The sequence below is a fragment of the Streptomyces sp. T028 genome (assembly GCF_048159505.1).
Taxonomy (GTDB): domain Bacteria; phylum Actinomycetota; class Actinomycetes; order Streptomycetales; family Streptomycetaceae; genus Streptomyces.
Window position 1 is genome coordinate 49,498 of record NZ_JBLRVZ010000053.1, and the last position, 26,801, is coordinate 76,298.

At 71.9% G+C, this 26,801-nt stretch carries 26 protein-coding genes; 17 read left to right on the forward strand and 9 right to left on the reverse strand.

Annotated features, from left to right (window positions below; translation table 11 throughout):
* The first annotated feature begins 104 nt into the window (after window positions 1–104).
* The 3 genes from alr to tsaE are packed head-to-tail and all read left to right on the forward strand — an operon-like array spanning window position 105 to window position 3,043.
* Window positions 105–1,271, forward strand: coding sequence for an alanine racemase (alr, locus tag ACLZN2_RS41660; RefSeq protein WP_416984936.1), 1,167 nt, complete (start codon window positions 105–107; stop codon window positions 1,269–1,271).
* A 37-nt stretch (window positions 1,272–1,308) separates the two neighbouring features.
* Window positions 1,309–2,565, forward strand: coding sequence for an alpha/beta fold hydrolase (locus ACLZN2_RS41665; RefSeq protein WP_416984937.1), 1,257 nt, complete (start codon window positions 1,309–1,311; stop codon window positions 2,563–2,565).
* Window positions 2,531–3,043, forward strand: a complete 513-nt coding sequence (gene tsaE, locus ACLZN2_RS41670; protein WP_416984938.1) for a tRNA (adenosine(37)-N6)-threonylcarbamoyltransferase complex ATPase subunit type 1 TsaE — start codon at window positions 2,531–2,533, stop codon at window positions 3,041–3,043. Before ACLZN2_RS41665 ends, tsaE begins: the two co-directional genes overlap by 35 nt.
* A gap of 35 nt (window positions 3,044–3,078) precedes the next feature.
* Here the strand turns inward: tsaE and ACLZN2_RS41675 are convergent, their stop codons facing one another.
* Both ACLZN2_RS41675 and ACLZN2_RS41680 read right to left on the reverse strand, forming a co-directional pair.
* The gene (locus ACLZN2_RS41675; RefSeq protein ID WP_416984939.1) at window positions 3,079–3,255 is read right to left on the reverse strand and encodes a hypothetical protein; all 177 of its coding nucleotides are present in this window, start codon (window positions 3,253–3,255) and stop codon (window positions 3,079–3,081) included.
* Window positions 3,256–3,377: 122 nt separating this feature from the next.
* Entirely contained in the window at window positions 3,378–3,923 is a 546-nt protein-coding gene (locus ACLZN2_RS41680) for a hypothetical protein (protein ID WP_416984940.1), read from the reverse strand.
* Window positions 3,924–4,065: 142 nt separating this feature from the next.
* Between ACLZN2_RS41680 and tsaB the strand changes: the two genes are divergently transcribed.
* From tsaB to ACLZN2_RS41700, 4 genes are read left to right on the forward strand one after another with little or no spacing between them, the layout of a single operon-like run.
* Window positions 4,066–4,719 carry a tRNA (adenosine(37)-N6)-threonylcarbamoyltransferase complex dimerization subunit type 1 TsaB gene (gene tsaB, locus ACLZN2_RS41685; protein WP_416984941.1) on the forward strand — a complete coding sequence of 218 codons (654 nt, stop codon included), beginning with the start codon at window positions 4,066–4,068 and terminating at the stop codon, window positions 4,717–4,719.
* A complete protein-coding gene (locus ACLZN2_RS41690) occupies window positions 4,716–5,285 on the forward strand; it encodes a GNAT family N-acetyltransferase (protein WP_416984942.1) in 570 nt (189 codons plus the stop codon). Before tsaB ends, ACLZN2_RS41690 begins: the two co-directional genes overlap by 4 nt.
* Window positions 5,278–6,381, forward strand: a complete 1,104-nt coding sequence (gene tsaD, locus ACLZN2_RS41695; protein ID WP_416984943.1) for a tRNA (adenosine(37)-N6)-threonylcarbamoyltransferase complex transferase subunit TsaD — start codon at window positions 5,278–5,280, stop codon at window positions 6,379–6,381. The genes ACLZN2_RS41690 and tsaD overlap by 8 nt, the downstream gene beginning before the upstream one ends.
* Entirely contained in the window at window positions 6,378–6,635 is a 258-nt protein-coding gene (locus ACLZN2_RS41700; protein WP_416984944.1) for a hypothetical protein, read from the forward strand. The genes tsaD and ACLZN2_RS41700 overlap by 4 nt, the downstream gene beginning before the upstream one ends.
* A gap of 10 nt (window positions 6,636–6,645) precedes the next feature.
* Here ACLZN2_RS41700 and ACLZN2_RS41705 read toward each other — a convergent pair whose 3' ends face one another.
* Both ACLZN2_RS41705 and ACLZN2_RS41710 read right to left on the reverse strand, forming a co-directional pair.
* Window positions 6,646–7,521: a DUF4253 domain-containing protein gene (locus ACLZN2_RS41705; RefSeq protein ID WP_416984945.1), complete on the reverse strand. Its 876-nt coding sequence runs from the start codon at window positions 7,519–7,521 to the stop codon at window positions 6,646–6,648.
* A gap of 14 nt (window positions 7,522–7,535) precedes the next feature.
* Complete coding sequence (locus ACLZN2_RS41710; RefSeq protein WP_416984946.1) at window positions 7,536–9,869, reverse strand: glycoside hydrolase family 3 N-terminal domain-containing protein; 2,334 nt, start codon at window positions 9,867–9,869, stop codon at window positions 7,536–7,538.
* Between the two features lie 128 nt (window positions 9,870–9,997).
* On the opposite strand from ACLZN2_RS41710, the gene ACLZN2_RS41715 reads away from it, so the two are divergent.
* The 6 genes from ACLZN2_RS41715 to ACLZN2_RS41740 all read left to right on the forward strand — a co-directional run bounded on the left by ACLZN2_RS41715 (window position 9,998) and on the right by ACLZN2_RS41740 (window position 17,570).
* Window positions 9,998–11,047, forward strand: coding sequence for a LacI family DNA-binding transcriptional regulator (locus tag ACLZN2_RS41715; protein ID WP_416984947.1), 1,050 nt, complete (start codon window positions 9,998–10,000; stop codon window positions 11,045–11,047).
* Between the two features lie 81 nt (window positions 11,048–11,128).
* Complete coding sequence (locus tag ACLZN2_RS41720) at window positions 11,129–12,484, forward strand: endo-1,4-beta-xylanase (protein WP_416984948.1); 1,356 nt, start codon at window positions 11,129–11,131, stop codon at window positions 12,482–12,484.
* A 98-nt stretch (window positions 12,485–12,582) separates the two neighbouring features.
* The gene (locus tag ACLZN2_RS41725; protein ID WP_416984949.1) at window positions 12,583–13,638 is read left to right on the forward strand and encodes an LCP family protein; all 1,056 of its coding nucleotides are present in this window, start codon (window positions 12,583–12,585) and stop codon (window positions 13,636–13,638) included.
* A 97-nt stretch (window positions 13,639–13,735) separates the two neighbouring features.
* Entirely contained in the window at window positions 13,736–14,092 is a 357-nt protein-coding gene (locus tag ACLZN2_RS41730; RefSeq protein WP_416984950.1) for a YciI family protein, read from the forward strand.
* A 63-nt stretch (window positions 14,093–14,155) separates the two neighbouring features.
* Window positions 14,156–15,442, forward strand: a complete 1,287-nt coding sequence (locus ACLZN2_RS41735; RefSeq protein WP_416984951.1) for an RNA polymerase sigma factor — start codon at window positions 14,156–14,158, stop codon at window positions 15,440–15,442.
* 94 nt (window positions 15,443–15,536) lie between these two features.
* Entirely contained in the window at window positions 15,537–17,570 is a 2,034-nt protein-coding gene (locus ACLZN2_RS41740) for a cell wall-binding repeat-containing protein (protein ID WP_416984953.1), read from the forward strand.
* Here ACLZN2_RS41740 and ACLZN2_RS41745 read toward each other — a convergent pair.
* Window positions 17,548–18,741: a THUMP-like domain-containing protein gene (locus tag ACLZN2_RS41745; protein ID WP_416984955.1), complete on the reverse strand. Its 1,194-nt coding sequence runs from the start codon at window positions 18,739–18,741 to the stop codon at window positions 17,548–17,550. The two genes, ACLZN2_RS41740 and ACLZN2_RS41745, sit on opposite strands and share 23 nt — an antisense overlap.
* 161 nt (window positions 18,742–18,902) lie before the next feature.
* On the opposite strand from ACLZN2_RS41745, the gene ACLZN2_RS41750 reads away from it, so the two are divergent.
* The 4 genes from ACLZN2_RS41750 to groL all read left to right on the forward strand — a co-directional run bounded on the left by ACLZN2_RS41750 (window position 18,903) and on the right by groL (window position 22,910).
* Window positions 18,903–19,841, forward strand: a complete 939-nt coding sequence (locus ACLZN2_RS41750; RefSeq protein WP_416984956.1) for a polysaccharide deacetylase family protein — start codon at window positions 18,903–18,905, stop codon at window positions 19,839–19,841.
* Window positions 19,838–20,611: a polysaccharide deacetylase family protein gene (locus ACLZN2_RS41755; protein ID WP_416984957.1), complete on the forward strand. Its 774-nt coding sequence runs from the start codon at window positions 19,838–19,840 to the stop codon at window positions 20,609–20,611. Before ACLZN2_RS41750 ends, ACLZN2_RS41755 begins: the two co-directional genes overlap by 4 nt.
* A gap of 240 nt (window positions 20,612–20,851) precedes the next feature.
* On the forward strand, window positions 20,852–21,160 hold the full coding sequence (gene groES / locus ACLZN2_RS41760; protein WP_039652762.1) for a co-chaperone GroES: 309 nt from the start codon (window positions 20,852–20,854) through the stop codon (window positions 21,158–21,160).
* 124 nt (window positions 21,161–21,284) lie between these two features.
* Window positions 21,285–22,910, forward strand: coding sequence for a chaperonin GroEL (gene groL / locus ACLZN2_RS41765; protein WP_416984959.1), 1,626 nt, complete (start codon window positions 21,285–21,287; stop codon window positions 22,908–22,910).
* A 164-nt stretch (window positions 22,911–23,074) separates the two neighbouring features.
* Here groL and ACLZN2_RS41770 read toward each other — a convergent pair whose 3' ends face one another.
* Genes ACLZN2_RS41770 through ACLZN2_RS41785 form a run of 4 tightly spaced genes read right to left on the reverse strand, consistent with a single transcriptional unit; the run spans window position 23,075 to window position 26,790 of the window.
* Window positions 23,075–24,301: an ABC transporter permease gene (locus tag ACLZN2_RS41770; protein ID WP_416984960.1), complete on the reverse strand. Its 1,227-nt coding sequence runs from the start codon at window positions 24,299–24,301 to the stop codon at window positions 23,075–23,077.
* On the reverse strand, window positions 24,298–25,020 hold the full coding sequence (locus ACLZN2_RS41775) for an ABC transporter ATP-binding protein (protein ID WP_416984962.1): 723 nt from the start codon (window positions 25,018–25,020) through the stop codon (window positions 24,298–24,300). Before ACLZN2_RS41775 ends, ACLZN2_RS41770 begins: the two co-directional genes overlap by 4 nt.
* Window positions 25,017–26,243 (reverse strand): hypothetical protein, encoded by a 1,227-nt coding sequence (locus ACLZN2_RS41780; RefSeq protein ID WP_416984963.1) that lies wholly within the window; start codon window positions 26,241–26,243, stop codon window positions 25,017–25,019. Before ACLZN2_RS41780 ends, ACLZN2_RS41775 begins: the two co-directional genes overlap by 4 nt.
* Window positions 26,230–26,790, reverse strand: a complete 561-nt coding sequence (locus ACLZN2_RS41785) for a hypothetical protein (protein WP_416984964.1) — start codon at window positions 26,788–26,790, stop codon at window positions 26,230–26,232. Before ACLZN2_RS41785 ends, ACLZN2_RS41780 begins: the two co-directional genes overlap by 14 nt.
* Between the last annotated feature and the right edge of the window lie 11 nt (window positions 26,791–26,801).

Below are 26,801 nucleotides of genomic sequence, written 5' to 3' on the forward strand. Positions count from 1 at the left end.
ATGTGTACGCCGGTGGGTTGGAATGCGCTGAGCGGTGTTGAAAGGGTGGGCGCTGCGGCCCGGCACTCAAGTGGGGTGGGGGCCCTCTGAGACACTGGGCGGCGATGAGTGAGAACGCCATGACGTCTGCTGCCCCGTTGCGTGCCCGTGCCGAGATCGATCTGGACGCGCTGCGGGCCAATGTGCGGACCCTGCGTGCCAAGGCGCCGGGGGCCGCGTTCATGGCTGTGGTGAAGGCCGACGGGTACGGGCACGGGGCCCTGGCGTGTGCTCGGGCGGCCGTGGAGGCGGGGGCCGGGTGGGTGGGGACCGCCACGCCCGAGGAGGCGCTTGCCCTGCGGGGGGCGGGGGTGCTGCCGGCCGATGTCAGGGTCATGTGTTGGCTCTGGACGCCCGGGGGGCCCTGGCGGGAGGCCGTCGAGGCCGATCTCGACGTGTCCGTGAGCGGGCTGTGGGACCTGGAAGAGGTCATGCTTGCCGCGCACGCCCTGCGGAAGCCCGCTCGTGTGCAGCTCAAGGCCGACACCGGGCTCGGGAGGAACGGGTGTCAGCCGGGCGGGGACTGGGAGCGGCTTGTCGCCGCCGCCTTGGAGGCCGAGGAAGGCGGGCTGCTGCGGATCACCGGACTGTGGTCGCATTTCGCCTGCGCCGATGAGCCCGGGCATCCCTCCGTCGCCGCTCAGCTCGGGCTCTTCCGCGAGATGGTCTCGTATGCGGAGGCGCGGGGGGTGCGGCCCGAGGTGCGGCACATCGCCAACTCGCCGGCCACCCTCACCGTTCCCGAGAGCCACTTCGATCTCGTACGGCCCGGTGTCGCCATGTACGGGCTCTCGCCCAGCCCGCAGCTCGGCTCCGCCGCCGACCTGGGGCTGCGGCCGGTGATGACGCTGACCGCCGCGCTGGCGTCGGTGAAGTCGGTGCCGGGTGGGCACGGGGTCGGTTACGGGCATCGGTATGTGACGCCCGGTGAGACCACTCTCGGGCTCGTCCCTCTGGGGTACGCCGACGGGATTCCCCGGCACGCCTCCGGGACCGGGCCGGTGCTGGTGGCCGGCAAGTGGCGTACCGTCGCGGGGCGCATCGCGATGGATCAGTTCGTCGTCGATCTCGGTGGCGACGAGCCGGGGGCCGGGGCCGAGGCCGTGCTGTTCGGGCCCGGCGACCGGGGCGAGCCCACGGCCGAGGACTGGGCCCAGGCGGCCGGAACCATCGGGTACGAAATCGTCACGCGCATCGGATCGCGGGTTCCCCGCGTCTATGTGAACAAGTGACGTAGGCACTTCGCCTCGTGGACAGGAGGAGCGGTACGTGAGCGAGAGCAGTGCGGAGGCAGTGGCGGACGCCGCCTCGGCGGCCGTCGCCGCCGCCTCCGCCACGGGGGCGGCGGGGGGCTGGCGCCGGGCGACCGGTATCGCCGGCGCCGCGATAGGTGTGATCGCCGCGGGTGCCGCGGCCGGAGTCGCCATCGAGCGGATGACCGTGGGGCGCGGGATGCGGGCCAAGGCCCGGCTCGCGCTCGACTCGGCGGGGCCGTACGGGGCCCTGCGCGGTACGCCCGGCACGGCCGTCGCCGATGACGGGACCGAGCTGTACTACGAGGTCGACGACGTGGAGCCGCAAGGGGGGCCCGCGGGGCGGCGGCGTCGGCTGTTCGGGCGGAAGGCACCCCTTCCCGTCACCGTCGTCTTCAGCCACGGCTACTGCCTCACCCAGGACTCCTGGCACTTCCAGCGGGCGGCGCTGCGGGGCGTCGTACGGACCGTGCACTGGGACCAGCGCAGCCACGGGCGGTCCGCACGCGGGGCGGCCCAGCTCCAGGACGGCGTACCGCTCACCATCGAACAGCTGGGGCGCGATCTGAAGGCCGTGATCGACGCGGCCGCGCCCGAGGGGCCGGTCGTGCTCGTCGGGCACTCCATGGGCGGGATGACCGTGATGGCGCTCGCCGCGCAGTATCCCGAGTTCCTGCGGGAGCGGGTGGTCGCCACCGCGTTCGTGGGGACCTCCTCGGGGCGGCTCGGTGAGGTCAACTTCGGGCTGCCCGTCGCCGGTGTCAATGCCGTGCGCAGGGTGCTTCCCGGGGTACTGAAGGCGCTGGGGCAGCAGGCCGCGCTGGTGGAGAAGGGGCGGCGGGCCACCGCCGATCTCTTCGCGGGGATCATCAAGCGGTACTCGTTCGCCTCTAAGGACGTCGATCCGGCCGTCGCGCGGTTCGCCGAGCGGATGATCGAGGGGACGCCGATCGACGTCGTCGCCGAGTTCTATCCGGCCTTCACCGATCACGACAAGACCGAGGCGCTCGGGCTGTTCACCGACATGCCGGTGCTCGTGCTCGCCGGGATCGGGGACCTTGTCACGCCGAGCGAGCACAGCGAGGCGATCGCCGATCTGCTGCCGGAGGCCGAGCTGGTGCTCGTCCCGGACGCCGGGCATCTCGTCATGCTGGAGCACCCGGAAGTGGTCACCGACCGCCTCGCCGACCTCCTCACCCGCGCGGGTGCCGTCCCGGCAGGGGCTACGGTGGGGGGCTATGGAAGCACCCGCGGCACCGCACAACCCGGCTGAGACCGAGCTGACCGTCAACTCCCCCGAGCAGATGCGGGAGTTGGGCCGTCGCCTGGCCAAGCTGCTGCGGGCCGGCGACCTCGTCATGCTCAGCGGGGAGCTCGGCGCCGGCAAGACCACCCTCGCCCGGGGGCTGGGGGAGGGGCTCGGGGTGCGGGGGGCCGTGACCTCGCCGACCTTCGTGATCGCCCGGGTCCACCCCTCCCTCGGGGACGGGCCGCCGCTCGTCCACGTCGACGCGTACCGCCTCGGCGGCGGGCTCGACGAGATGGAGGACCTCGACCTCGACGTGTCCCTGCCGGAGTCCGTGATCGTCGTGGAGTGGGGCGAGGGGAAGGTCGAGGAGCTGACCGAGGAGCGGCTCCAGGTCCGCATCCACCGGGCCGTCGGTGACACGACCGACGAGGTGCGGCACGTGACCGTCAGCGGGCTCGGCCTGCGGTGGGCCGCCGCCGATCTGAGCGTGCTGGCCGCCTGAGTTCAGGGCTCAGGCTCAGGGGCTCACTCGAGGTGTTACGCCGCCCGGGGGTGCCTGGCGGGTTTTCTTGTGACCGGGTCGGGCAGGCGGGGCGGGGTCGAGACGGCCTCGGCCGCGGTGCACGAGGCCAGCAGTTCGCGCATGGACAGCCCCGCGAGCGCGAACGGCCGCGACGGCTGGACCTTGGGGGTCTGGGGCTCGTCGGCCGGCATGGCACCTCCCGGGACGGGGGCTGGTTAGGTAGACCTAACTAGCGGTGGGATACCATGTGACCACGCACAAGACGCCGTACGCAACATCTTGCCGACCTGTTGTCGGAAACCTTCACGCAAGGTCACCGGATCACGACGACCCGCTGTCCGATCGTCGCGAAGTCCCACATCGCGTCGCCGTCCGCCCGTGTCTGACGGATGCCGCCCGTGCGCACCGCCGCGTCGGGCGCCGGACGCGAGTCCCCCACCGCCGCGCTGAAGCCGATGACCACCCCGTCCACCGAGGCGAAACGGACGACGTGCTCCACCGGGGTGCCGTCGGTGCCGGTGGTCGCGCCCGAACGGGAGGTCACCCCGTAGGCGCCGGGACGCGGGTCGACCCGGCCCGGGGTGACCCTGAACGTGCGCTCGACGTTGCCCGCCATGCCCACCAGCCACACCCGGTCGCCGTCCAGCGAGTACACGACCCGCCGGCCCGTGCCGGATTTCCGGGGCAGCGCGGTGGGGTTGGCCTTGTGCCGGGGCGCCTTGCGGGCGGCCGAGGAGGCGGCGTGCGGCTTGCCGAGGCCCGGGGGCACGTTCGCGGACGCCTGATAGGCGAGGAACCCCACCGTCGCGACGGACGCCGCCATGAGCCCGGCGACGACCGTCGAGCTGTTGACTGCCACCGGCGACCACCTCATCGTCGTACACGCTCGTCGTCGTACACCGAAAAATCATCGTATGTCCTGCTTCTCGGCGACCGTAGCAGCCGTCGCGGGCCCCGCCCGGACATCCGACACAGGCGCCCGGGAGCCGTAGGCTGTTTGCGTGCTCTTGCTCGCTCTGGATACCGCCACCCCCGCCGTCACCGTCGCGCTGCACGACGGCACGCACGTCATCGCCTCCTCCGCCCAGGTGGACGCCCGCCGGCACGGTGAGCTGCTGCTGCCGGCCGTCGACCGTCTGCTCACCGAGGCGGGGCGCGCGCTGGACGCCGTCACGGCGATCGTCGTCGGCGTCGGCCCCGGCCCCTACACCGGGCTGCGCGTCGGGCTGATGACCGCCGACACCTTCGGGCTCGCGCTCGGCGTCCCCGTGCACGGGCTGTGCACGCTCGACGGCCTCGCCTACGCCTCCGACCTCGAAGGACCCTTCGTCGTGGCGACCGACGCCCGGCGCAAGGAGGTCTACTGGGCGCGCTACGACGACTCCCGCACCCGGGTCACGGAACCCGCCGTGGACCGGCCCGCCGACATCGCCGAGCAGGTCGCGGGACTCCCGGCCGTCGGCGCGGGCGCGCTGCTGTACCCGGACACCTTCCCGAACGCGCACGAGCCCGAGCACGTGTCCGCGGCGGCGCTGGCCGCCCTGGCCGCCGAGCGGCTCGCGGCCGGCGAGGAGCTGCCCGCCCCGCGCCCGCTGTATCTGCGCAGGCCCGACGCCCAGGTCCCCAAGAACTACAAGGTGGTCACCCCCAAGTGACCGAAGCCGTGACTCCGCGCCTGCGCGAGATGCGCTGGTGGGACATCGATCCCGTGCTGGAACTGGAGAAGGACCTCTTCCCCGAGGACGCCTGGTCCCGGGGCATGTTCTGGTCCGAGCTGGCGCACTCCCGGGGGGCCGAGGCGACCCGCCGCTATGTCGTCGCCGTCACCGGTGAGCGGATCGTCGGGTACGCCGGGCTCGCGGTCGCCGGGACGGCGTCCGACAGCGGCTCCGACGGTGACTCCGGCAGCGGCTCCGGCGCGGGCGCCGACGTCCAGACGATCGCCGTCGCCCGCGACCAGTGGGGCACCGGCCTCGGCGCCCGGCTGCTGACCGAGCTGCTGAGGGCGGCGACCGCCTTCGACTGCGTCGAGGTGATGCTGGAGTGCCGGGTGGACAACGTCCGGGCGCAGAAGCTCTACGAACGCTTCGGCTTCGAGGCGATCGGCTTCCGGCGCGGCTACTACCAGCCCGGCAACGTGGACGCCCTGGTCATGCGGCTGACCGACCCGGCGGCGTCCCTACGCCAAGAAGACAACCAAGGAACCGACACCCATGGCTGACGAACCTCTCGTCCTCGGCATCGAGACCTCCTGCGACGAGACCGGTGTCGGCATCGTCCGGGGCACCACCCTGCTGGCCGACGCCGTCGCCTCCAGCGTCGACGAGCACGCCCGCTTCGGCGGGGTCGTCCCGGAGGTGGCCTCCCGCGCCCACCTGGAGGCCATGGTCCCGACCATCGACCGGGCGCTGAAGGAGGCGGGCGTCAGCGCGAAGGACCTCGACGGCATCGCGGTCACCGCCGGGCCCGGTCTGGCCGGCGCGCTGCTGGTCGGCGTCTCGGCGGCGAAGACGTACGCCTACGCCCTCGGCAAGCCCCTCTACGGCGTCAACCACCTCGCCTCGCACATCTGCGTCGACCAGCTGGAGCACGGCCCGCTGCCCGAGCCGACGATGGCGCTCCTCGTCTCCGGCGGCCACTCCTCGCTGCTGCTGTCCTCGGACATCACCTCCGACGTCCGCCCCATGGGCGCCACCATCGACGACGCGGCGGGTGAGGCCTTCGACAAGATCGCGCGTGTGCTGAACCTGGGCTTCCCCGGCGGGCCGGTCATCGACCGCTACGCCCGCGAGGGCGACCCGGCGGCCATCGCGTTCCCGCGCGGTCTGACCGGGCCGCGCGACCCGGCGTACGACTTCTCCTTCTCCGGGCTGAAGACGTCCGTCGCCCGCTGGATCGAGGCCAGACGGGCGGCCGGCGAGGAGGTGCCGGTGCGGGACGTGGCGGCCTCCTTCCAGGAGGCGGTCGTGGACGTCCTGACCCGCAAGGCCGTACGGGCCTGCAAGGACGAGGGCGTCGACCACCTGATGATCGGCGGCGGGGTCGCCGCCAACTCCCGGCTGCGCGCCCTCGCCCAGGAGCGCTGCGAGAAGGCGGGCATCCGGCTGCGGGTGCCCCGCCCCAAGCTGTGCACGGACAACGGCGCGATGGTCGCCGCCCTCGGCGCGGAGATGGTGACCCGGGGCCGCGCGGCGTCCAGCTGGGACCTGTCGGCCGACTCCTCCCTCCCGGTGACGGACCCTCACGTCCCCGGCCACGAGCAGGACGGTGGCCACGACCATGTGCACGAGATCAGCAAGGAGAACCTCTACTCATGACGGTCGCGCTGATGTGGGAGGCCCGGGCGGCGCAGGGCCGGGGCGCCGACCTGCTCACCTGGGCCGACGGCCAGTCCCTCGCGGAGCTCCCCCTGCGCCGCGAGACCTTCCGCGCGCCTCAGGACCGGGTCCTCGTCATCACCTGGTGGGACGCGGAGTACGACGCGGAACTCCCCGAACTCCCGGACCCCGCACCCGACTTGGTGTCCCGCCCGGTCCACCGCTGGCGCTTCGAGTCGGTCGGGCGGTCCTGACGCGCCCCGCTCAGTCCCACCAGAAGTGCCACTGGCGCAGGGTCAGGAGTTCTGCCGGGTAGGTGTTCTCCCAGTCGTCGAAGGAGTGGTGGAAGACGTCGGGGCAGGTGAGGTAGTGCTCGGCGGCGAGGACGTGGGCCTGGTGGAGATCGCTCGGGGGGATCGCGGCCGAGAGGAACAGATCACCGTGGCCGAGGCCGACGAGGCGGGCGGCGAAACGGTCCTCCCAGGAGCGCAGCACCCCTGAAAGGTCGGCCGTGGTCATACGGTTGGTCATCCCCGGCCAGTTGAGCGCCACCGGCACGTCGGAGCCGCGCTCGGCCCGGACCAGCGCCAGACAGGTTGCCCGGCCCTCGTCCACGACCGACGTGGCCGCCTCGGCCGCGCACGCGTCCGGGTCGGCTCCGGCCGGGGCGGGCGCCGCCAGGCCCGGCCACCGCGGGAAGCCCGGCCAGGCGTCCGGCCGCCAACGGGCGCTCAGGTAGGCGGCGGCGTCGACCGGGCCGTCCCCGCCGACCTTGTACGCGGACATGTCCTCCGGGTACTCCAGCAGCACCGGGTACAGGCCGGTGCGCGTCCGCTCGGCATAGAGGCGGCTCCACCAGGTGTCCGCGTCCGGCACCTCGCCGTCGCTCATCCACACCAGGCGGCCGCTTCGGCCGTACGACTCGACGATCCCGCCCGGCGGCAGGGACTTCGGCAGCGAGGGGTCCATGGCCGCACCGTAGGGGGTGCCGCTGACACAGGCTCCTACGGCTGGGGCGCCGACAGGAGCCACACCGAGGTGACGATCGTGCATCGCCTCGGGCGGGTGGTCGGCAGCGGCGTACGGGTCGATCGTGTCCTCGTCGGCGGCGGCGAGGGCGGCGCGACGGGCCCTGGACACCCACCCGGCGCACGTCAGTTTCGTACGACCTGCGTCCCGCACCGCAGCCGCCGGTCCGTGCCCACCTCGCGCACCGGCCCCGTCAGCCGCAGCCGGGCCGTCTCCCGCACGTGGGCGCTGGACGTCCCCAACCGCAGCTCCAGCTCCCCCGGTTCGACGATCCGGCGCCCGGAGCGGCCGGTGAAGGCGGACAGATCGGTGTGGAAGCGGAAGGTGACCCTGGCCGACTCGCCGTCGGCGAGGTCGAGGCGCTGGTAGCCGATCAGGCGTACGTCGGGGCGGGTCACGCTCGCCACCGGGTCGTGCAGATACAGCTGGACGACTTCGGTGCCGGGCCGGGGGCCGGTGTTGCGGACGGTGACGGACACGTCGTACGAGCCGTCCGTGCCGATCTCCGCCGGCCGGTTCGTGCCGGTCGCCGTCTCCGGGCCGCCGCCCGTGAAGTCCTCCCAGGTGAAGGAGGTGTACGAGCGGCCGTGACCGAAGGCGTACAGCGGGGTCGGGTCCAGGCTGCTGACCTCGCCCGCCAGGCCCAGCGGGGGCTGGAGGTAGGTCCAGGGCTGGCCGCCCGGCAGGCGCGGCACGCTGACCGGGAGGCGGCCGGAGGGGTTGAGGCGGCCCGACAGCACGCCGGCCACCGCCGGGCCGCCCTCCTCCCCCGGGAAGAAGGCCTGGACGACCGCGCCAAGGCGTCCGTGCCAGCGGCCGAGCGCGTACGGGCGGCCGGTGAGCAGCACCAGGACGACCGGGACGCCCGTCGCGACCAGCGCGTCGAGCAGCTCGCCCTGGACGCCGGGCAGGTTCAGGTCGGCCACGTCGCAGCCCTCGCCGGAGGTGCCCCGGCCGAACAGGCCCGCCCGGTCGCCGAGCACGGCCACGCACACGTCCGCCTCCGAGGCGCGCGCGATGGCCTCGGTGAAGCCGGAGGGGTCGGGGTCGGAGACCGGGCAGCCCTCGGTGAACGTCACCTTGGCGTCAGGGAGTTCGGTGCGCAGGGACTCCAGCAGGGTGGGGATCTCGATGCCGAGGTCCACCCCGGGGTGGTGGGGGAGGACATGGGACGGGAAGGAGTAGCAGCCGAGCATCGCCAGGGCGTCCGCCGCCCTCGGGCCGACCACCGCGATCCTGGTGTCGGGGGCGAGGGGGAGCAGCCCGTCCGGGTTGTCGAGGAGGACCACCGACTCCTCCGCCAGCCGGCGGGCCAGCGCGCGGTTCGCGGCCGGGTCGAGGTCCACGGACTCGGGGAGCTCCGGCTGCCAGTCCTCGTCCAGCAGGCCCAGTTCGCACTTCTGGAGCAGGACCCGGCGGGCGGCCCGGTCGATCAGTTCCCCGGGGACGGCGCCCGCCCGGACGGCGGCGACCAGCGCCTCGCCGTAGTGCTTGACCGTCGGCAGTTCGACATCGATGCCGGCCTCCAGCGCGAGGTGCGCCGTCTCGGCGGGGGTGCCCGCGACCCGGTGCAGGGTCTGCAGGAAGCCGATGCCGAAGTAGTCGGAGACGACCGTGCCGGTGAAGCCCCACTCGTCGCGCAGGAGGCGGGTCAGCAGCTCCGGGTCGGCGGAGGCGGGGACGCCGTCGCGTTCGGTGTAGGCGGCCATCACCGAGCGGGCGCCGCCCTCGCGGAGCGCCATCTCGAACGGGGGGAGGGTGACGTCCGCGAACTCGCGGGTGCCCGCCCGCACCGGGGCCAGATTGCGGGCTCCGGCGGAGGAGGCGTACCCGGCGAAGTGCTTCAGCGTCGCGACCACACCCGCCGACTCCAGGCCCCGGACGTACGCCGTGCCGATCGTGGCGACCAGATACGGGTCCTCGCCGATCGTCTCCTCGACCCGCCCCCAGCGCGGGTCGCGGACCACGTCCAGGACGGGGGCCAGGCCCTGGTGGACGCCGACCGAGCGCAGATCGCGGCCGATCGCCCGGCCCAGCTCCTCCACCAGCGGCGGGTCGAAGGCGGCGCCCCAGGCGAGCGGGACCGGGTAGGCGGTGGCCCGCCAGGCGGTGAAGCCGGCCAGGCACTCCTCGTGGGCGACGGCCGGAATGCCGAAGCGGCCCGCCGCGGCGATCCGGCGCTGGGCGGCGGCCAGGGCGCGGGCGCCGGTCGCCGGGTCCACGGGCGCCGTGCCGAAGGAACGGGTCAGCTGGCCGAGCCCCCGGGTGATCAGCTCGTCCCATGTGTAGTCGGAGGTCATGTCGTGCTGGTGCGGGGCGACGCCCTCGCCGTCCGTCGCGGCGCCGACCCACACGCCGTACAGCTGGGCGGTCCGCTCCTCCAGGGTCATCCGGGAGAGCAGGTCGTCGACTCGGGCGGCGGCGGGCAGCGCGCGGTCACGCCAGGGGGCGGTGGTCATGAAACTCCTGTCCCGGGGGATCCTGTCCCGAAGGATTCGAATGTTTCGTAACACACTTCGAATGTTCCGGGAACCTATGGCGCTGAGAGGGGTTAGTCAAGAGGCCGCGCGGGGATACGATCGCCGCCATGACACGCTCCGAGCCCGCTGAAACGCGGCCGCAGACCGCCACGCTCGCGGAGATCGCCCGCGAGGCCGGTGTCTCGGCCCCGACTGTTTCGAAGGTCCTCAACGGCCGCGCCGACGTCGCCCCCGCGACCCGCACCCGGGTCGAGGAGCTGCTGCGCGCCCACGGCTACCGGCGCCGGCGGGCCGAGGCGACCCGTTCGCCCCTGATCGACCTGGTCTTCCACGAGCTGGAGAGCGCCTGGGCGATGGAGGTCATCCGGGGTGTGGAGAACGTGGCGCGGGACGCCGGGCTGAGTGTCGTGCTCAGCGAGAGCGCCGGGCGGCTCACGCCCGGGCGGACCTGGGCCGACCAGGTCGCCGCCCGCCGTCCGCACGGGGTGGTGCTGGTGCTGTCCGGCCTCGACGAGTCCCAGCGGGCGCTGCTGACCAGCCGCACCATCCCGTTCGTGGTGATGGACCCGGCCGGCGACCCGGGCGCCGACGTGCCGTCGATCGGGGCCACCAACTGGCAGGGCGGCCTGGCCGCCACCCGGCATCTGGTGGAGCTGGGGCACCGGCGGATCGGGGCGATCAGCGGGCCCCCGCAGATGATGTGCAGCCGGGCCCGGATCGACGGCTACCGGGCCGCCCTGGAGACCGCCGGGCTGCCGGTCGAGCAGGGACTGGTCAAGACCGGCGACTTCCACCACGAGACCGGCTACCGGCTCGGCCGTGAGCTCCTCGACCGCCCCGACCGGCCCACCGCCGTCTTCGCCGGCAACGACCTCCAGGCCCTCGGCGTCTACGAGGCCGCCCGTGAGCTGGGGCTGCGGATCCCGGAGGACGTCAGCGTGGTCGGCTTCGACGATCTGCCGGTGGCGCGCTGGGTGGGGCCGCCGCTGACGACCGTACGGCAGCCGCTCACCGAGATGGCGGAGGCGGCGGCCCGGCTGGTGCTGGAGCTGGGGCGGTCCACGGCGCAGGAGACTCCGGCGGCGACGCGGGTGGAACTGGCGACGAGTCTGGTGGTGCGGGCGAGCACCGCGTCGCCGCCCCTGGCTGGAAGTTGACGTATTGACGGGTGTGGTGGGCGCCTCCACACTCCTCCGAAGTCAATCGGTTGCACGGCCGAAACTTTCGGAGGCACCCGCATGAGATCTCTGAGAACAGGCCTGTCCCTGACCTCCACCCTGACCTCCCTCGTGGCCGGCTTCGCGCTGCTGCTCACGGCACCCGCCGCCCACGCCGCCGACACCCCCCTGCGCGACCTCGGCACCGCCAAGGGCAAGGTCATCGGTACGGCGGTCACCGGCTCCAAGCTGACCGGCACCTACGGCGACATCGCCGGGGCGCAGTTCTCCTCGCTGACCCCGGGCAACGCCATGAAGTGGGGCTCGGTGGAGCCGACCCAGGGCTCCTTCAACTGGACCGAGGCCGACCAGATCGTGGCGTTCGCGCAGGCCCACAACCAGCAGGTGCGCGGCCACACCCTGGTCTGGCACAGCCAGAACCCGAGCTGGCTGACGAACGGCAGCTGGACCTCCGCCCAGCTCGGCACGCTGCTGCAGAACCACATCAACACCGAGGTGGGCCGCTACAAGGGGAAACTCGCCGCCTGGGACGTCGTCAACGAGCCCTTCAACGAGGACGGCACCTACCGCTCGACGCTCTGGTACAACGGCCTCGGCGCCGACTACATCGCGAGCGCCCTGACCTGGGCGCGGGCCGCCGACCCGGCCGCGAAGCTCTACATCAACGACTACAACGTGGAGGGCGTCAACGCGAAGTCGACCGCCCTGTACAACCTGGTCAAGTCGCTGAAGGAGCGCGGGGTCCCGATCGACGGGGTCGGCCTCCAGGCCCACCTCATCCTCGGTCAGGTCCCGGCCACCCTCCAGCAGAACATCCAGCGCTTCGCCGACCTCGGCGTCGACGTGGCGATCACCGAGCTGGACATCCGGATGACCCTGCCCTCCGACAGCACGAAACTCGCCCAGCAGAAGGCCGACTACAAGGCGGTCACCGCCGCCTGCGTGGCGGTCGCGCGCTGTGTGAACCTCACGGTCTGGGGCTTCACCGACTCCGACTCCTGGGTGGAGAGCACCTTCCCGGGACAGGGGGCGGCGACGCCGTACGACGCGAACTACGCGCCGAAACCGGCGTACTACGGCATCGCGGAGGCGCTCGGCGGCACGAGCACGCCCCCGCCGACCGGCGCGTGCACGGCGTCGTACAGCGTGGGCAGCCAGTGGAACACCGGGTTCACCGGGAACGTGACGATCTCCTGCTCGGGTGCCTCGCTGTCGTCCTGGAAGGTGACCTGGACGTACGGCGCCGGGCAGCAGATCACCCAGGCCTGGAACGCCACCTGCACCCAGTCGGGGGCGGCCGTGTCCTGTGTGAACGCCTCGTACAACGGGACCGTGCCGGACGGGGGTTCGGTGAGCTTCGGGTTCAACGCGAGCTGGAGCGGGAGCAATCCCGTGCCGACGGTGACGCTGGGTTGAGTGACGCCGGGCTGAGAATCGTGAGATTTTCACGAGAAATCCCGGTCGGGCTCTCCGTCCTAACAGTTAGCTAATAATCCGCACCTACCTTCCTCACCGTGACGCGACACGAGGAGCACGGCGAAGCAGGCAGAAGAGCGGGCCGGCGGTCCAAGGTGCTGAAGGCCGCCGGCCTCACCCTGGCCGCCGCCCTGGTGCTGGGCATCGGGACGGCGGGCTGGGCCTACTGGCACCTCAACGACAACATCAGAAGCGTCGACATCGACCAGGCGCTCGGCGACAACCGCCCCGCGAAGTCGGTCACGACGCCGACGCCCTCGGCGTCCGCCTCGGCCGCCGCGCTGCCCACCGAGGCCGTCAACATCCTGGTGCTGGGCTCGGACTCGCGCAGCGGCGAGGAGAACCAGGAGCTCGGCGGCGGCGACAGCTCCGGCGCCCGCTCCGACACGGCGATGGTCGTGCACATCGACGCGGGCCGCACCAGCGCGACCGTGGTCAGCATCCCGCGCGACACCCTCGTCACCCGCCCGTCCTGCCCGCTGTCCTCGGGCGGTACGTCGGCGGAGGCCTACGGCGTGATGTTCAACTCGGCCTACTCGCTGGGCGGCCCCGTGTGCGCGGTGAAGACCGTCGAGTCGATCACGGACGTCCGTATGGACCACTACATCGAGGTCGACTTCTCCGGCTTCGCGAAGCTGGTGAACGCGCTCGGCGGGGTCACCGTCACCACCGACGAGGACATCGACGACGACGACAGCCACCTCCATCTCGAGGCCGGCACCCATCACCTCAACGGCAAGCAGGCCCTGGCCCTCGCCCGCACCCGGCACGGCATAGGCGACGGCAGCGACCTCGGCCGCATAGGCCTCCAGCAGAAGCTGGTGAAGGCCCTGCTGGAGCAGATCGCCTCCACGAACCTGCTGACCAGCCCCACCAAGCTGTACGAGGTCGCCGACGCCGTCACCGGCAGCCTCACCACCGACACCGGCCTGAACTCCCTCTCCGAACTGATGGAACTCGGCCAGAGCCTCAAGGGCCTCACGGCCGACGAGGTCAAGACCGTCACCATGCCCGTCGTCACGGCCCCCTCCGACCCCAACCGGGTGGTCGCCGAGGAACCGGCGGCGAGCAAGCTGTGGAAGTCGTTGAAGTAAAAAAGTTCGGGACGGGTGTCGATCCGGCCGTCTCCCGTTCGACGCAGGGGTGAGAGGCCGGGAAGGACCCGGTCGCCGTGAGTCATGAGGAGTCACCATGCCCCGCTATCTGTCGCTCGTGAGGATCGACGAGAACTCCGCCCCGGCCGAGGGCCCCAGCCCGGAGCTGATGCAGCGGATGGGCGAGCTGATCGAGGAGGTCACCAAGGCCGGCGTCATGCTCGACACCGCCGGGCTGCTGCCGTCCGCACAGGGCACGCGGGTGCACTGGGAGGGCGGGAAGATCTCGGTCACGGACGGGCCGTTCACCGAGGCCAAGGAGGTCGTCGGCGGGTACGCGATCATGCAGTGCAAGGACAAGGCCGAGGCGATCGAGTGGACCACCCGGTTCCTGAAGGTGCACGAGGAGTTCTGGACCGTCACCTGTGAGGTGCGGGAGATCGCCGAGGGGTGAGCCCGTCCGCTTCGCGGACGTGCGGGTTTGCGGTCGTACGGGCAGGGTGTTCGATGGTGGGTTGTGGAACCACAGCGCACCACCGACACCCGGCCCGACACCCGGCCCGACCCCCGGACCGCCATCGAGACCGTCTTCCGCATGGAGTTCCCTCGGGTCGTCGCCGCCGTCACCCGTGTCGTCCGGGACATCGGCATCGCCGAGGAGCTGGCCCAGGACGCCCTGGTCGCCGCACTGGAACAGTGGCCCCGCGACGGCGTGCCCGACCGGCCGGGCGCCTGGCTCACCGCCGCCGCCCGGCATCGCGCCGTCGACCTGGTCCGCCGCCGGGAGAACTACGCCCGCAAGCTCCAGGAGATCGGCCGGACCCTGGAGGACGTACCCCCGCCGCAGGAACCGCAGGACCCGGACGCCATCGACGACGATCTGCTCCGGCTCGTCTTCACCACCTGCCACCCCGTGCTGTCCCCCGAGGCCCGCACCGCCCTCACCCTGCGCCTCCTCGGCGGTCTGACCACGGCCGAGATCGCCCGCGCCTACCTGGTCCCCGAACCCACGGTCGCCCAGCGCGTCGTCCGGGCCAAGCGGACCCTCGCCACGAGGAACGTCGCCTTCGAGGTGCCGTACGGCCCCGACCGGGAGGCACGGCTCGGCTCGGTCCTCGACGTCATCTACCTGATCTTCAACGAGGGGTACGCGGCCACCGCGGGCGACGACTGGCTGCGCCCGGCGCTGTGCGAGGACGCGCTGCGCCTGGCCAGGCAGCTGGCCGCACTGATGCCGAAGGAGCCCGAGGTGCACGGCCTGGTCTCGCTGCTGGAGTTCCAGGCCTCCCGCACAGCCGCCCGCACCGCACCCGACGGCACCCCCGTCCTCCTCGGGGACCAGAACCGGCGCCGCTGGAACCGCATGCTGATCGCCCGCGGCATCACCGCCCTGGACCGGGCCGGCGCCACCTCCGTCGGCGCCCCGGGCCCGTACGCCCTCCAGGCCGCCATCGCCGCCTGCCACGCCCACGCGCACACCTACGAGGACACCGACTGGGCCGCCATCGCCACCCTGTACGGTCTGCTGGCCGTGCGCGCCCCGTCCCCGGTCGTCGAGCTCAACCGCGCGGTCGCCGTCTCCATGGCCGACGGCCCGGGACCCGCCCTGGAGCTCGTCGACACCCTGGCCGCCGGGCCGGCCCTGAGCGACTACCACCTGCTGCCCAGCGTCCGCGGCGATCTGCTGCTGCGCCTCGGGCGTACGACCGAGGCGAGGGCCGAGTTCGAACGGGCCGCCACCCTGACCCGCAACGAGCGGGAACGGGAGCTGCTGCTGGCACGGGCGGCGGCCTGCGATTCGTAACTCTGTTCTCACTGGGGCCAGTTGACGCCTAAGGTGTTCGAGCCGTTGCGAAACGGCTGTGACTTGTGATCCCTGGGGGGACGACAACTTGAGAATGTTCACGCGCCGCCGTGCCGCGGCGCTCGCCACCGCGGCGGCGCTCGCCGCCGTGGGCACCCTGGCCACCGCGCCGGGTGCCGCCGCCGACGACGCGGGCCCCTGGCCCGGCACCGAGGGACGGATCCTCAACGACGGGGGACTGCTGATCGACCCGGCCACCGGCTCGGGCACCCAGATCCCCAACGTCAACACCTACGCCACCTGGGCCCCGGACGGCAGCCGGGTGATCTCCGCCTCGGGCCAGATCTCCAGCGTCCGGCCCAACGGCACCGGAAAGATCACCCTGCCGTGGGCGGAGGGCACGCGCTCCAGCGCCTCGTACGAGGACCTCGCCTTCTGGTGGGGCGGACGGTACGTCGTGTTCGCCACCGGCGGCCAGATCGTCTACGGCCCCTCCGACGGCTCGTGGGCGCCGCGCCCGCTGCTGACGTCGGCCCAGGAACCGTCCTCGGTCTGCGACAGCGAGCCGACCGTGAGCTCCGGCGGCCTGCTCGCCTTCGAGCGCCGTACCGGCAGCTGCACCGGCACGCCCGGCGTGTACGTCTTCGACAGCGCCGCGCAGACCGTCAAGCGCGTCCTGACCGACGCCGAGCAGCCCGCCTACTCGCCGGACGGCACCAAGCTCGCCTTCGTCCGCAAGGACGCCGACGGCAACCCGCAGGTCTTCACCGCGAAGGCCGACGGCACCGAGGCCAAGCAGCTCACCACCGGCCCGCGCCGGTACGCCAACCCGTCCTGGTCGCCGACCGGCACCCGGATCGTCCTCGACGCGCACACCTCGCCGAACAGCGACGACGTGCACACCATCGAGTACGTGGACGTGGCGACCGGCACGCTCACCCCGGTCACGGACGCCTCGCGCAGCAGTTCCGTCAACAACCCCAGCTGGCAGCCGCTGCGCAAGAACAGCACCGTCCGGGTGTGGGGCACCGACGCCTACGGCACCAACATCGCCTCCTCCCGCTGGACCTGGAACACCCTCGGGCAGAGCGTGCCGGGCCTGATGAACGCCAAGTCCGCCGTCCTGGTCAACCGGGACGACGCGGCGTACTCCCTCACCGCGCCCGCCCTGGCCGGCAAGAAGGCCGGCCCGGTGCTGATGACCCCGAAGACGGGGCTGTCGTCCGCGGTGAAGAAGGAACTCAAGCGGATGCTGCCGAAGGGCAAGTACGTCTATCTCGTAGGCGGCACGTCCGTTCTCAGCGGCACGGTCGCCACGCAGCTGAAGACCCTCGGTTACGTCCCGAAGCGGCTGTCGGGCGCCGACCGCTACGCGACGTCCGTCGCCGTCGCGAAGGCCGTCACCTCCGCCCCCAAGTACGTCTTCCTGGCCGGCGGCAGCGAGGTCCGGGCCGCCCTCTCGGCGGCCGCCGCGGCCGGCGCGGACGGCACCGCGAGCGCGGGCAGTGTGGTCCTCACCAACGGCAACAAGCTGACGGCGTCGGTGAAGTCGTACCTGAACAACCTGAACCCCGACAAGACCATGGTCATCACGGTCGGTTCGGCGGCGAAGTACGCGCTCACCCACTCGAGTTTCCCGCGGTGGCCGTCGACGTACTACTACTACCCGATCTCGGGCGGCAACGACGCGGCGATCTCGGTCAACATCGCCAAGTTCTGGTGGACCGCGCCGAACCTGTCGGCCCTCGCCTACACCGGCTCCTGGCGGGACGGCGTGTCCGGCGCCGGCGCCTTCAACGTCTTCGGCCCCCTGCTGTGGACGTCCCGACCCGCCCTGTCGTCTGAGGTCAACAGCTATCTGGCGCGCGAGTCCGCGAGCATGAACTCCACGGTCGCCTTCGGCACCACCGGCTCGGTCACCGCGGGCGCGCTGAACAGCGTGGGCGCCTCGATCAGCGCGGGCAGCAAGTACTTCGAGTACCGCCCGTACTACAACGGCGTCGTCCCGACGACCAGTGCGCTGACCGCGCTGAGCGCCGGTTCCGGCAGCGTCGGCACGCTGTCGCGCTCCGGCCCGGCGGGCGCCGACCCGCACCTGGGCGACCTCAGGACGCCCCACCGGCAGTAGCGTCCGCAGCCGGGGCCCCGAGCAGCATCGTCGGGGCCCCGGCCACCCGCGTGAGGAACACCGTCGCCGCGTGCGGGCCGTGTCCCTTCGGCAGCACCTTCCGGCGCAGCTCCTCCGGCTCCACGGCGGAGCCGCGCTTCTTCACGGTCAGGATCCCCACCTCCCGCTCCCGCAGCACTGCCTTCAACTTCTTGACGTTGAAGGGCAGTTGGTCGGTGATCTCGTACGCGGAGGCGTACGGCGTCGGGCGGAGTCCGTCGGCGGTGACGTATGCGATGGTCTCGTCGACGAGCCCGCCGTCGAGGTCCCGGGCCACCTCCGCGACCAGATGGGCGCGGATGACGGCGCCGTCGGGCTCGTAGAGATAGCGGCCGAGCGGCCGTACGTCCGGGTTCGGCAGGCCGGTGCCGAGCAGGGTCCGCGGCCCCGGCAGCAGTGTCGCCCGCACGGCCCCCGGCTCGGTGCCGAACCACAGCACCGCCTCCTTCACGTCCCCGCCGTCCGAGATCCACTCCGCCTCGGCCTCGGCGGGGATCGCCTCGTGCGGTACGCCGGGTGCGATCTTCAGGGCGGCCCGGGGCGCGGCGAGGGCGGCACCGACGGCCCAGGACAGGGGCGGGGAGTAGGCCTCCGGATCGAAGATCCTCCCCCGCCCGCCGCGCCGCGCGGGATCCACGAACACCGCGTCGTACCCGCTCGTGTCGACCTCGGTGACATCCGCCTCGCATACGTCGATCAGGCCGGCGAGCCCGAGCGCCTCGGCGTTGGCCCGGGCCGCCGCGGCCGTGACGGGATCCCGGTCCACGGCCAGCACCCGGATCCCCGCCCGGGCGAGCGCGATCGCGTCGCCGCCGATCCCGCAGCACAGGTCGGCCACCGAGGTCACGCCGAGTTCCTTGAGGCGTCCGGCGCGGTACGCCGCCACACTCGCCCGTGTCGACTGCTCCACCCCGTTGGGGGTGAAGAACATCCGCCCGGCGTCCTCGGCCCCGAACTTCGCCACGGCCCGCTGCCGCAGCCGCGCCTGCCCGAGCGCCGCCGACACCAGCTCGGCGGGATGCTCGCGGCGCAGCCGCGTGGCCACGGCGAGTTCGTCGGAGGGCGCGGTGCCCCGGACGGCGTCGAGGAGGGCGAGGCCTTCGGGGGTGAGGAGGGGGGCGAGGTCGGTCACGGGGTCATTGTCGGTCAGGTGGGCGGGTGGTGGGGTGGTCGGGTGCCGGCAGGTGATCTTGTCGGACAGCCGGTCGTCCTGTGGGCCGGTCGGGGGATGGTCGGCGTCGGCGGCGGTGTCGAGCGGGGGGCGCGGGGGCGGGGCTGGGAAGATCCGGCGCCATGGGAGTTGTCGTACAAAATGATGAGAATGGCGCTTCTTGGGTCAGGCTGCGCGGCGGCATCGCCCTGCTCGTCCTCACCGCGATCGTGGCGGGCTGCGCGGAGGGCGGTGACGCCGACGGCAACGACCCGGCCCCCGGCCAGCAGGCCGGAGAGGCCGCGCCGCCGGTGCGCGCCCTGCACTCGTACGCGGACCGGCTCCGCGCCGCACAGACGGCCAGGGTGGCCGCGGCCCGGCGCTGGGGCCTGCGGAAGGTCCCGCTGACCCCGCCGCCCCCGCCCGCGCCCGCGAAGAAGCCCCGGATCACCACCCGCGACGGCTTCGAGGTGCGGGACCACGAGGAACTCGGCCTCCCGCCCGTCTTCACCACGATCCCCACCCGGGACAAGGTCGTCTTCCTCACCATCGACGACGGCGCCGAGAAGGACCCGCGGTTCCTGCGGATGATGAGCGAGCTGAGGATCCCGTACACCGCCTTCCTCAGCGACTACCTCATCCGCGAGGACTACCCGTACTTCAAGAAGATGCAGGCCGCCGGGGTGACCCTGAACAACCACACCCTCCACCACCCCTACCTGCCCGGACTGTCCTACCGGGAGCAGCGGCACGAGATCTGCGGCATGCAGAAGGTGATCGGCGAGCAGTACGGCCGCCGCCCCGTCCTCTTCCGGCCGCCCTACGGCAACTACAACCGCGACACGCTGGTCGCCGCGAAGTCCTGCGGGGTGAGGTACGCCCCACTCTGGGACGAGGAGGTCTTCGCCGACCACTGGGAGTACCGCGAGTGGGACCGCGACCTCCACCCCGGCGACATCGTCCTGACCCACTTCCGCGGCCGGGGCGACTGGAAGGGCACCATGCCCGACATGGTCCGCCGGTTCCTGAACAAGGTCACGGAGAAGGGATACGCGGTGGCACGCCTGGAGGACTACCTGTGAGGACGCGGGCGCTGACCGCCGTACTGCTGGCGCTGTCGGTGACGACGCTGACCGGCTGCGCCCAGTCCGTCGACCCGATCGAACGCCTGGGCAGGAAGGCGGCGCAACGGGTGCACCACGCCCGGACCCCGCCCACCGAACAGCCCTACCACCGCCGGGGCCGCACCGGCCACCTTGGCCAGGAGTTCCTCCCGCCGGTCGTCGATCGCGTCGCCACCCGTGACAAGGTCGTCTTCCTCACCTACGACGACGGCGCCGAGCGCGACCCGCGTTTCGTCGACATGGTCCGCGGACTGCGGCTGCCCGTCAGCGTGTTCCTCACCGACAGCGTGGTCGGCCCCGGCTACGGCCACTTCGCCCGCCTTCGCTCGGTCGGCGCGACGCTGCAGAACCACACCCTCGACCACGCGGCCCTGCGCGGCCTGCCCTACGCCGGCCAGCGCGCCGAGATCTGCGGCCAGCAGGAGAAACTCCACGCCCGTTTCGGGCTGCGCCCCCGCCTGTTCCGCCCGCCCTACGGCACGTACGACACCACCACCCTGCGCGCCGCCGCCGACTGCGGCATCACGGCCCTCGTCCTGTGGCGCGCCGCCCTCGGCCCCACCGGCCTCACCTACGCCCACGGTGCCCCCGGCCTCCGCCCCGGCGACATCATCGCCGTGGACCCGGACGAGTCGACGGGCCCGAGCCTGCGGGAGCGGACGACGCGCCTGCTGCGGGTGGTGCGGGAGCGGGGCCTGACGGTGGGCCGGTTGGAGGACTACCTGTAGGGACTACCTGGATGGGCTGTCCGAAGGGGGCTTCAGGACCGAAAAACCTGCCGACGCGCCGTCGGCATTAGCAGTCCGCTTGACCGAGTGCTAATCGCGGTCATAGTCTCGGCTCTGGCACTCCCCACCGGAGAGTGCCAACAACGCGACGGGCAGGTCCGGCACCCGCGACGACGGATCCACCTGGTCGCCACCTCAGACAGTTAACCCCGTGAGATCTCCGAAGGGGGAGGTCGGATCGTGACGACCGCCAGCTCCAAGGTTGCCATCAAGCCGCTCGAGGACCGCATCGTGGTCCAGCCGCTCGACGCCGAGCAGACCACGGCCTCTGGCCTGGTCATCCCGGACACCGCGAAGGAGAAGCCCCAGGAGGGCGCCGTCCTCGCCGTGGGCCCGGGCCGCTTCGAGAACGGCGAGCGCCTGCCGCTCGACGTCAAGGTCGGCGACGTCGTCCTGTACAGCAAGTACGGCGGCACCGAGGTGAAGTACAACGGCGAGGAGTACCTCGTCCTCTCGGCTCGCGACGTCCTCGCGATCATCGAGAAGTAGTTCCACCTCAGGCACATTTGATGCTTGACGCTGCGCCCCTGGCCCCCGCGACCACACAAGAAGCCGGGCGCCCGGGGCGCAGTGCCTTTTTCACCCACAAGTTTCCGAGAGGGCTCCCGCTGTCATGGCGAAGATCCTGAAGTTCGACGAGGACGCCCGTCGCGCCCTCGAGCGCGGCGTCAACAAGCTGGCCGACACGGTCAAGGTGACGATCGGCCCCAAGGGCCGCAACGTCGTCATCGACAAGAAGTTCGGCGCCCCGACCATCACCAACGACGGCGTCACCATCGCCCGTGAGGTCGAGATCGAGGACCCGTACGAGAACCTCGGCGCGCAGCTGGTGAAGGAGGTGGCGACCAAGACCAACGACATCGCGGGTGACGGTACGACCACCGCCACCGTGCTGGCCCAGGCGCTCGTCCGCGAGGGCCTGAAGAACGTCGCCGCCGGCGCCTCCCCGGCCGCCCTGAAGAAGGGCATCGACGCCGCGGTCAAGGCCGTCTCCGACGACCTGCTCGCCTCCGCGCGCCCGATCGAGGAGAAGTCCGACATCGCCGCCGTCGCCGCGCTGTCCGCCCAGGACCAGCAGGTCGGCGAGCTCATCGCCGAGGCGATGGACAAGGTCGGCAAGGACGGTGTCATCACCGTCGAGGAGTCCAACACCTTCGGTCTGGAGCTGGACTTCACCGAGGGCATGGCCTTCGACAAGGGCTACCTGTCGCCGTACTTCGTGACGGACCAGGAGCGCATGGAGGCCGTCCTGGAGGACCCCTACATCCTCATCAACCAGGGCAAGATCGGCTCCATCGCCGACCTGCTGCCGCTGCTGGAGAAGGTCATCCAGACCAACTCCTCCAAGCCGCTGCTGATCATCGCCGAGGACGTCGAGGGCGAGGCCCTGTCGACCCTGGTCGTGAACAAGATCCGCGGCACCTTCAACGCGGTCGCGGTCAAGGCCCCCGGCTTCGGTGACCGCCGCAAGGCGATGCTGCAGGACATGGCCACCCTCACCGGTGCCACCGTCATCTCCGAGGAGGTCGGCCTCAAGCTCGACCAGGTCGGCGTCGACGTGCTGGGCTCCGCCCGCCGTGTCACCGTCACCAAGGACGACACCACGATCGTCGACGGCGCCGGCGACTCCGCCGACGTGCACGGCCGCGTCGCGCAGATCAAGGCCGAGATCGAGAACACCGACTCCGACTGGGACCGCGAGAAGCTCCAGGAGCGCCTCGCGAAGCTGGCCGGCGGCGTGTGCGTGATCAAGGTCGGCGCCGCCACCGAGGTGGAGCTGAAGGAGAAGAAGCACCGTCTGGAGGACGCCATCTCCGCGACCCGCGCCGCGGTCGAGGAGGGCATCGTCTCCGGTGGTGGCTCCGCGCTGGTCCATGCCGCCAAGGTGCTGGACGGCGGTCTGGACAAGACCGGCGACGAGGCCACCGGTGTCGCCGTGGTCCGCCGCGCGGTCGTCGAGCCGCTGCGCTGGATCGCCGAGAACGCCGGCCTGGAGGGCTACGTCATCACCTCCAAGGTCGCCGAGCTCGACAAGGGCCAGGGCTTCAACGCCGCCACCGGCGAGTACGGCGACCTGGTCAAGGCCGGCGTCATCGACCCGGTCAAGGTCACCCGCTCCGCCCTGGAGAACGCCGCCTCCATCGCCTCCCTCCTCCTGACGACCGAGACCCTGGTCGTCGAGAAGAAGGAAGAGGAAGAGCCGGCCGCCGCGGGCCACGGCCACGGCCACGCCCACTGACGTACGGCAGCGCATCACCGTAACCGAGGCCCGGCACCCCGCAGAAACGGGGCGCCGGGCCTCGGCGCGTCAGCGCCAAAAGGGGCGCGGGGCTGTGTCGATGTGCGGCTCCGCCGCGTGGGCGCGACCAGCCACGACGGACCCGCAGATGACGCACTGGACTTTCAGCGGAGCGCTTCCGTCGGCGTTAGGCGGGCTGCGCGCAGGGAGGGGTAGACGCCGGCGAGCATGCCGATCAGGATCGCGCCGCCGAACCCGGTGCTCACCGAGGTGAGGGGGACGACCGGCGGCCAGTGCTGATGGGTGGCGTAGGCGATGGTGGCCAGGGTGCCCAGGACCGTTCCGGCCAGCCCGCCCAGTCCCGACAGGACGACCGACTCGGTGAGGAACTGGGCGCGTATCTGGCCCCGGTTGGCGCCCAGGGCGCGGCGCAGGCCGATCTCCCGGCGGCGTTCCAGAACGGAGATGACCATGGTGTTGGCCACTCCGATGCCGCCGACGAGGAGGGCGACCCCGGCGAGTCCCAGGAAGAGCGCGGAGAACGTGGACTCGGTGGCCCGTTTCGCGGCCAGCGCGTCGGACGGGCGGCTGACCTGGACCAGGCCGGGCAGTTCGGGGTTGATGGTGGCGGGCAGCACGTCCCGTACGGCCTCGATCTGCGACTCCTTCGCCTTGAGGTAGATCACGGTCGGGTGTCCGTCGAACTTCAGCAGGCCGCGCGCGGCGTCCCAGCCGACCAGGACCGAGCGGTCGATGTCCGGCGACAGCGGGGTCTTGTCCAGGACACCGATGACCGAGAACCAGCGGCGGTTGATGAAGATCTGCGGGGCGGGCTGCCCTGCGGTGATCTTCGGAATGCCGAGCCGGGAGGCGGCGACCGAGCCGAGCACGGCCGTCGGGAACTTCTCCGTACCCGCGCTGAGGAACCGTCCCGAGCCGACCTCGGCGTTGATCACCTGAAGCAGATCGAGCTTGCTGGCCAGCACGGTCAGCCCCGCGTAGTCGGCGGCGCTGACGCGGTCGTTGCGGAAGACCTCGGCATGGGTGTTGGCCACCCCGCTGGCCGCCGTGACCGGCCCGATCCGGCGGGCCATGTCCACCGATTCCGGCGGCAGCAGCACCGGAGGGTCCTGGCGGGCGGGCACGGCCTGGAGCATGTTGGTGCCCAGCGCGGAGAGCTCCTTCATCAGGGCTTTCTGACTCGACGCGGGGATCCCGGTGACGACGATCAGGGTCGCGATGCCGATCGAGATGCCGAGGGCGGACAGGGCCGCCCGCACCTTGCGGGTACGGATCCCCAGCAGCCCCAGACCCAGGATGTCCAGCGGTGCCAGCCGTACCGGCCTGCTGTCGGTGACCCGGGCAGCCGACCTCGTGGATGTGATGGTCATGACCAGCTTTCCGTACGGGCGGGGGCGTCGGCGGGGGCGTCGGTGCGGGTGTCGGAGAGGAGGCGGCCGTCGCGGATCTCCACCCGGCGGGGCAACTGAGCCGCGATGTCCCGGTCGTGGGTGATGACCGCGATGGTGGTGCCCTCGCGGTTCAACGTGGTCAGCAGATCCAGTACGGCCACGCCGTTCGCGGTGTCGAGCGCGCCCGTGGGCTCGTCCGCGAGCACCAGGACGGGCCGGTTGACGAGCGCGCGGGCGATGGCCACCCGCTGCCGCTCACCGCCGGAGAGCTGCTGCGGCAGATGCCGGGCACGGCGGGCCAGCCCCACCCGGTCCAGCGCCTCCAGGGCCAGCGGGCGGCGCCTGCCGCGCGGCACCCCGGCGTACAGCAGACCGGTGGCGACGTTCTCGGCGGCGGTCAGCCCGTCGGTGAGGTGGAACTGCTGGAACACGAAGCCGAGCCGACGGCCGCGCAGCGCCGACAGCCTGCGGTCGGAGAGTTCCGCGACGTCCTGGCCACCGATCTCGACGGTGCCGCCGGTCGGCCGGTCCAGCGTGCCCATGATGTTCAGCAGGGTCGACTTGCCGGACCCGGACGGGCCGACGATGCCGAGCAGTTCGCCCTGCTCGACGGCGAGCGAGACATCGTCGAGCGCCGTTACCCCGCCGGGGTACACCATGCTCGCGCCGCGCACCGCCAGGACCGGGCGCGCGCTCATGAGGTCGTCACCACCTTGGTCCCGGCGCCGATACCCGCGCCGCTGATCTCCACCAGGCCCTTGGAGAACATCCCCGTCTTCACCGCCACCAGCCGGCCGCCCGGCAACTGGACCGCGTAGCCGCCCTCGCGCAGCGCCATCAGGGCGCCGACGGGCACGGTGAGCACGCCCTTGCGGGTCTCCGACGTGAAACTCACCCGCACGGGGGCGGAGTTCAGTCCGCGCACCGCCCCGGTGTCGCGCAGGGAGATGGCGACGGTCAGCCGGGGCTGTCCGGAGGTGTCGTCGCCGCTCGACGCGTCGCTGGTGCGGACGGTGGCGCCGATGGAGGCGATGGTGCCCTCGGCCGTGGAGTCGTCGGGCAGGCTCACCGTCACCGTGTCGCCCCGTCGCATCGAGCCCGCCGCGTCCGGATCCACCGAGACGGTCACCGACTTGGTGGTGGACGTGACCGTCATCAGCGTCCCGTCGGCCGGGTCGGCGAGCTGCGCCTGTACGCCTTCGACCCGTACGGCACCGGAGAGCACCGTGAGATCCCCGACGCCCAGCGAGCCGGTGGACGGGATACCGGCCGCGGTCTGCCACCGCTTGATCGCGGCGACGAGGCTCGCGGTCAGCACACCGTCGCCGCGCTTGACCCGCACAGGGGTGGTGGAGGTGGCGGGCGGGGCGCTCGACGGGGGCGCGGCCGAGGCCGTACTCGAAGCCACGGGTTCGCTCGTGCTCGGCTGCGGGGTGACCCACGTCCCCACCGCGGGCTGTACGCCTATGTCGTAGCCGAGTTCCTCGAGGTTGTCGGCCACCGTCTTCACGTCCGGGCCGGTCGTGTTCGTGGCCTCCAGCGTCCGGTACAGCGGTGTACTGCCGTAGAAGACCGGAACCGGAACGTTGTCCACCCGGTACAGCGGCTCGCCCCGCCGGACCGTGGTCCCCGTCGCCGGGAGCCAGGTGATCAGGCCCGCCTTGCCGCCCTTCACCGTGGTCGCCCGGCCGTAGCCGAGGGTCCCGTCCAGCGTCTGGGCGTTGGAGAGGTCGCTCCTGGTCACGACGGCGGTCGCGGTCCGGACGGCGTCGCCTTTCGCGGTGTCCGCCTTCCCGCCGTCGTTCTGCCACGCGGTCACGGTGAACGCGCTCGCCACGACGACCGCCAGCGCCACCACCCCGATGACCAACCGCCGTCCGCCCGGCCGGCGGGCGGCCCCGGTGTCGTTACTTGTCTTCACCGAACGCCTTCACCTGACAGTCGAGCTCGTATTCGTCGTAGTGGGGGCGGTTCATCTCGTTTCCGGTTTCCAGGGCCCAATTGCCTTCGTAGACGAGGGCTTTGATGCCGTGGCTCTTCATGCACTTCACCATCTCGCGTACGTCGTCGCTGTAGTCCGGGTTCTTGGCCGGGTCCAGCTCCGGCGGATTGAGCGGTTCCTTCCCCTTGCAGGCCAGTACCGAGGGATCGTTCGGCTTGCGTTTGTACTTCTCCTCCGCCCCGTGCTCCTTCAGACACGCGAGCCAGGCGTCGTACATGCGATTGACTTCCTCGTTGGTGCTGTCCAGCCGGATCTGCGGACGGCCCGCGTCGGGATCGGCGCTCGCGCTCGCACTCGCGTTCGCCGAACCGCCGTCCGCCGCCGGTGTGGTGAGCGAGGCGACCTCGCCGTCACTGTCGTTGCCCGCGTCGTCGCTTCCGCCGACGCCCCCACAGGCGGTCAGGAGGATCAGCCCGGCCGCGCCGACGGAGGTGAACACCGCGGCTCGATTGAAGAGGTTCAACATGGCGCAGACCA

Coding starts and splice junctions, on each gene's coding strand:
- alr (WP_416984936.1), top strand. CDS start 105: ATGAGTGAGAACGCCATGACGTCTGCTGCCCCGTTGCGTGCCCGTGCC.
- tsaE (WP_416984938.1), top strand. CDS start 2,531: ATGGAAGCACCCGCGGCACCGCACAACCCGGCTGAGACCGAGCTGACC.
- ACLZN2_RS41675 (WP_416984939.1), bottom strand. CDS start 3,255: ATGCCGGCCGACGAGCCCCAGACCCCCAAGGTCCAGCCGTCGCGGCCG.
- tsaD (WP_416984943.1), top strand. CDS start 5,278: ATGGCTGACGAACCTCTCGTCCTCGGCATCGAGACCTCCTGCGACGAG.
- ACLZN2_RS41700 (WP_416984944.1), top strand. CDS start 6,378: ATGACGGTCGCGCTGATGTGGGAGGCCCGGGCGGCGCAGGGCCGGGGC.
- ACLZN2_RS41710 (WP_416984946.1), bottom strand. CDS start 9,869: ATGACCACCGCCCCCTGGCGTGACCGCGCGCTGCCCGCCGCCGCCCGA.
- ACLZN2_RS41715 (WP_416984947.1), top strand. CDS start 9,998: ATGACACGCTCCGAGCCCGCTGAAACGCGGCCGCAGACCGCCACGCTC.
- ACLZN2_RS41720 (WP_416984948.1), top strand. CDS start 11,129: ATGAGATCTCTGAGAACAGGCCTGTCCCTGACCTCCACCCTGACCTCC.
- ACLZN2_RS41730 (WP_416984950.1), top strand. CDS start 13,736: ATGCCCCGCTATCTGTCGCTCGTGAGGATCGACGAGAACTCCGCCCCG.
- ACLZN2_RS41740 (WP_416984953.1), top strand. CDS start 15,537: ATGTTCACGCGCCGCCGTGCCGCGGCGCTCGCCACCGCGGCGGCGCTC.
- ACLZN2_RS41750 (WP_416984956.1), top strand. CDS start 18,903: ATGGGAGTTGTCGTACAAAATGATGAGAATGGCGCTTCTTGGGTCAGG.
- groL (WP_416984959.1), top strand. CDS start 21,285: ATGGCGAAGATCCTGAAGTTCGACGAGGACGCCCGTCGCGCCCTCGAG.
- ACLZN2_RS41770 (WP_416984960.1), bottom strand. CDS start 24,301: ATGACCATCACATCCACGAGGTCGGCTGCCCGGGTCACCGACAGCAGG.
- ACLZN2_RS41775 (WP_416984962.1), bottom strand. CDS start 25,020: ATGAGCGCGCGCCCGGTCCTGGCGGTGCGCGGCGCGAGCATGGTGTAC.
- ACLZN2_RS41785 (WP_416984964.1), bottom strand. CDS start 26,790: ATGTTGAACCTCTTCAATCGAGCCGCGGTGTTCACCTCCGTCGGCGCG.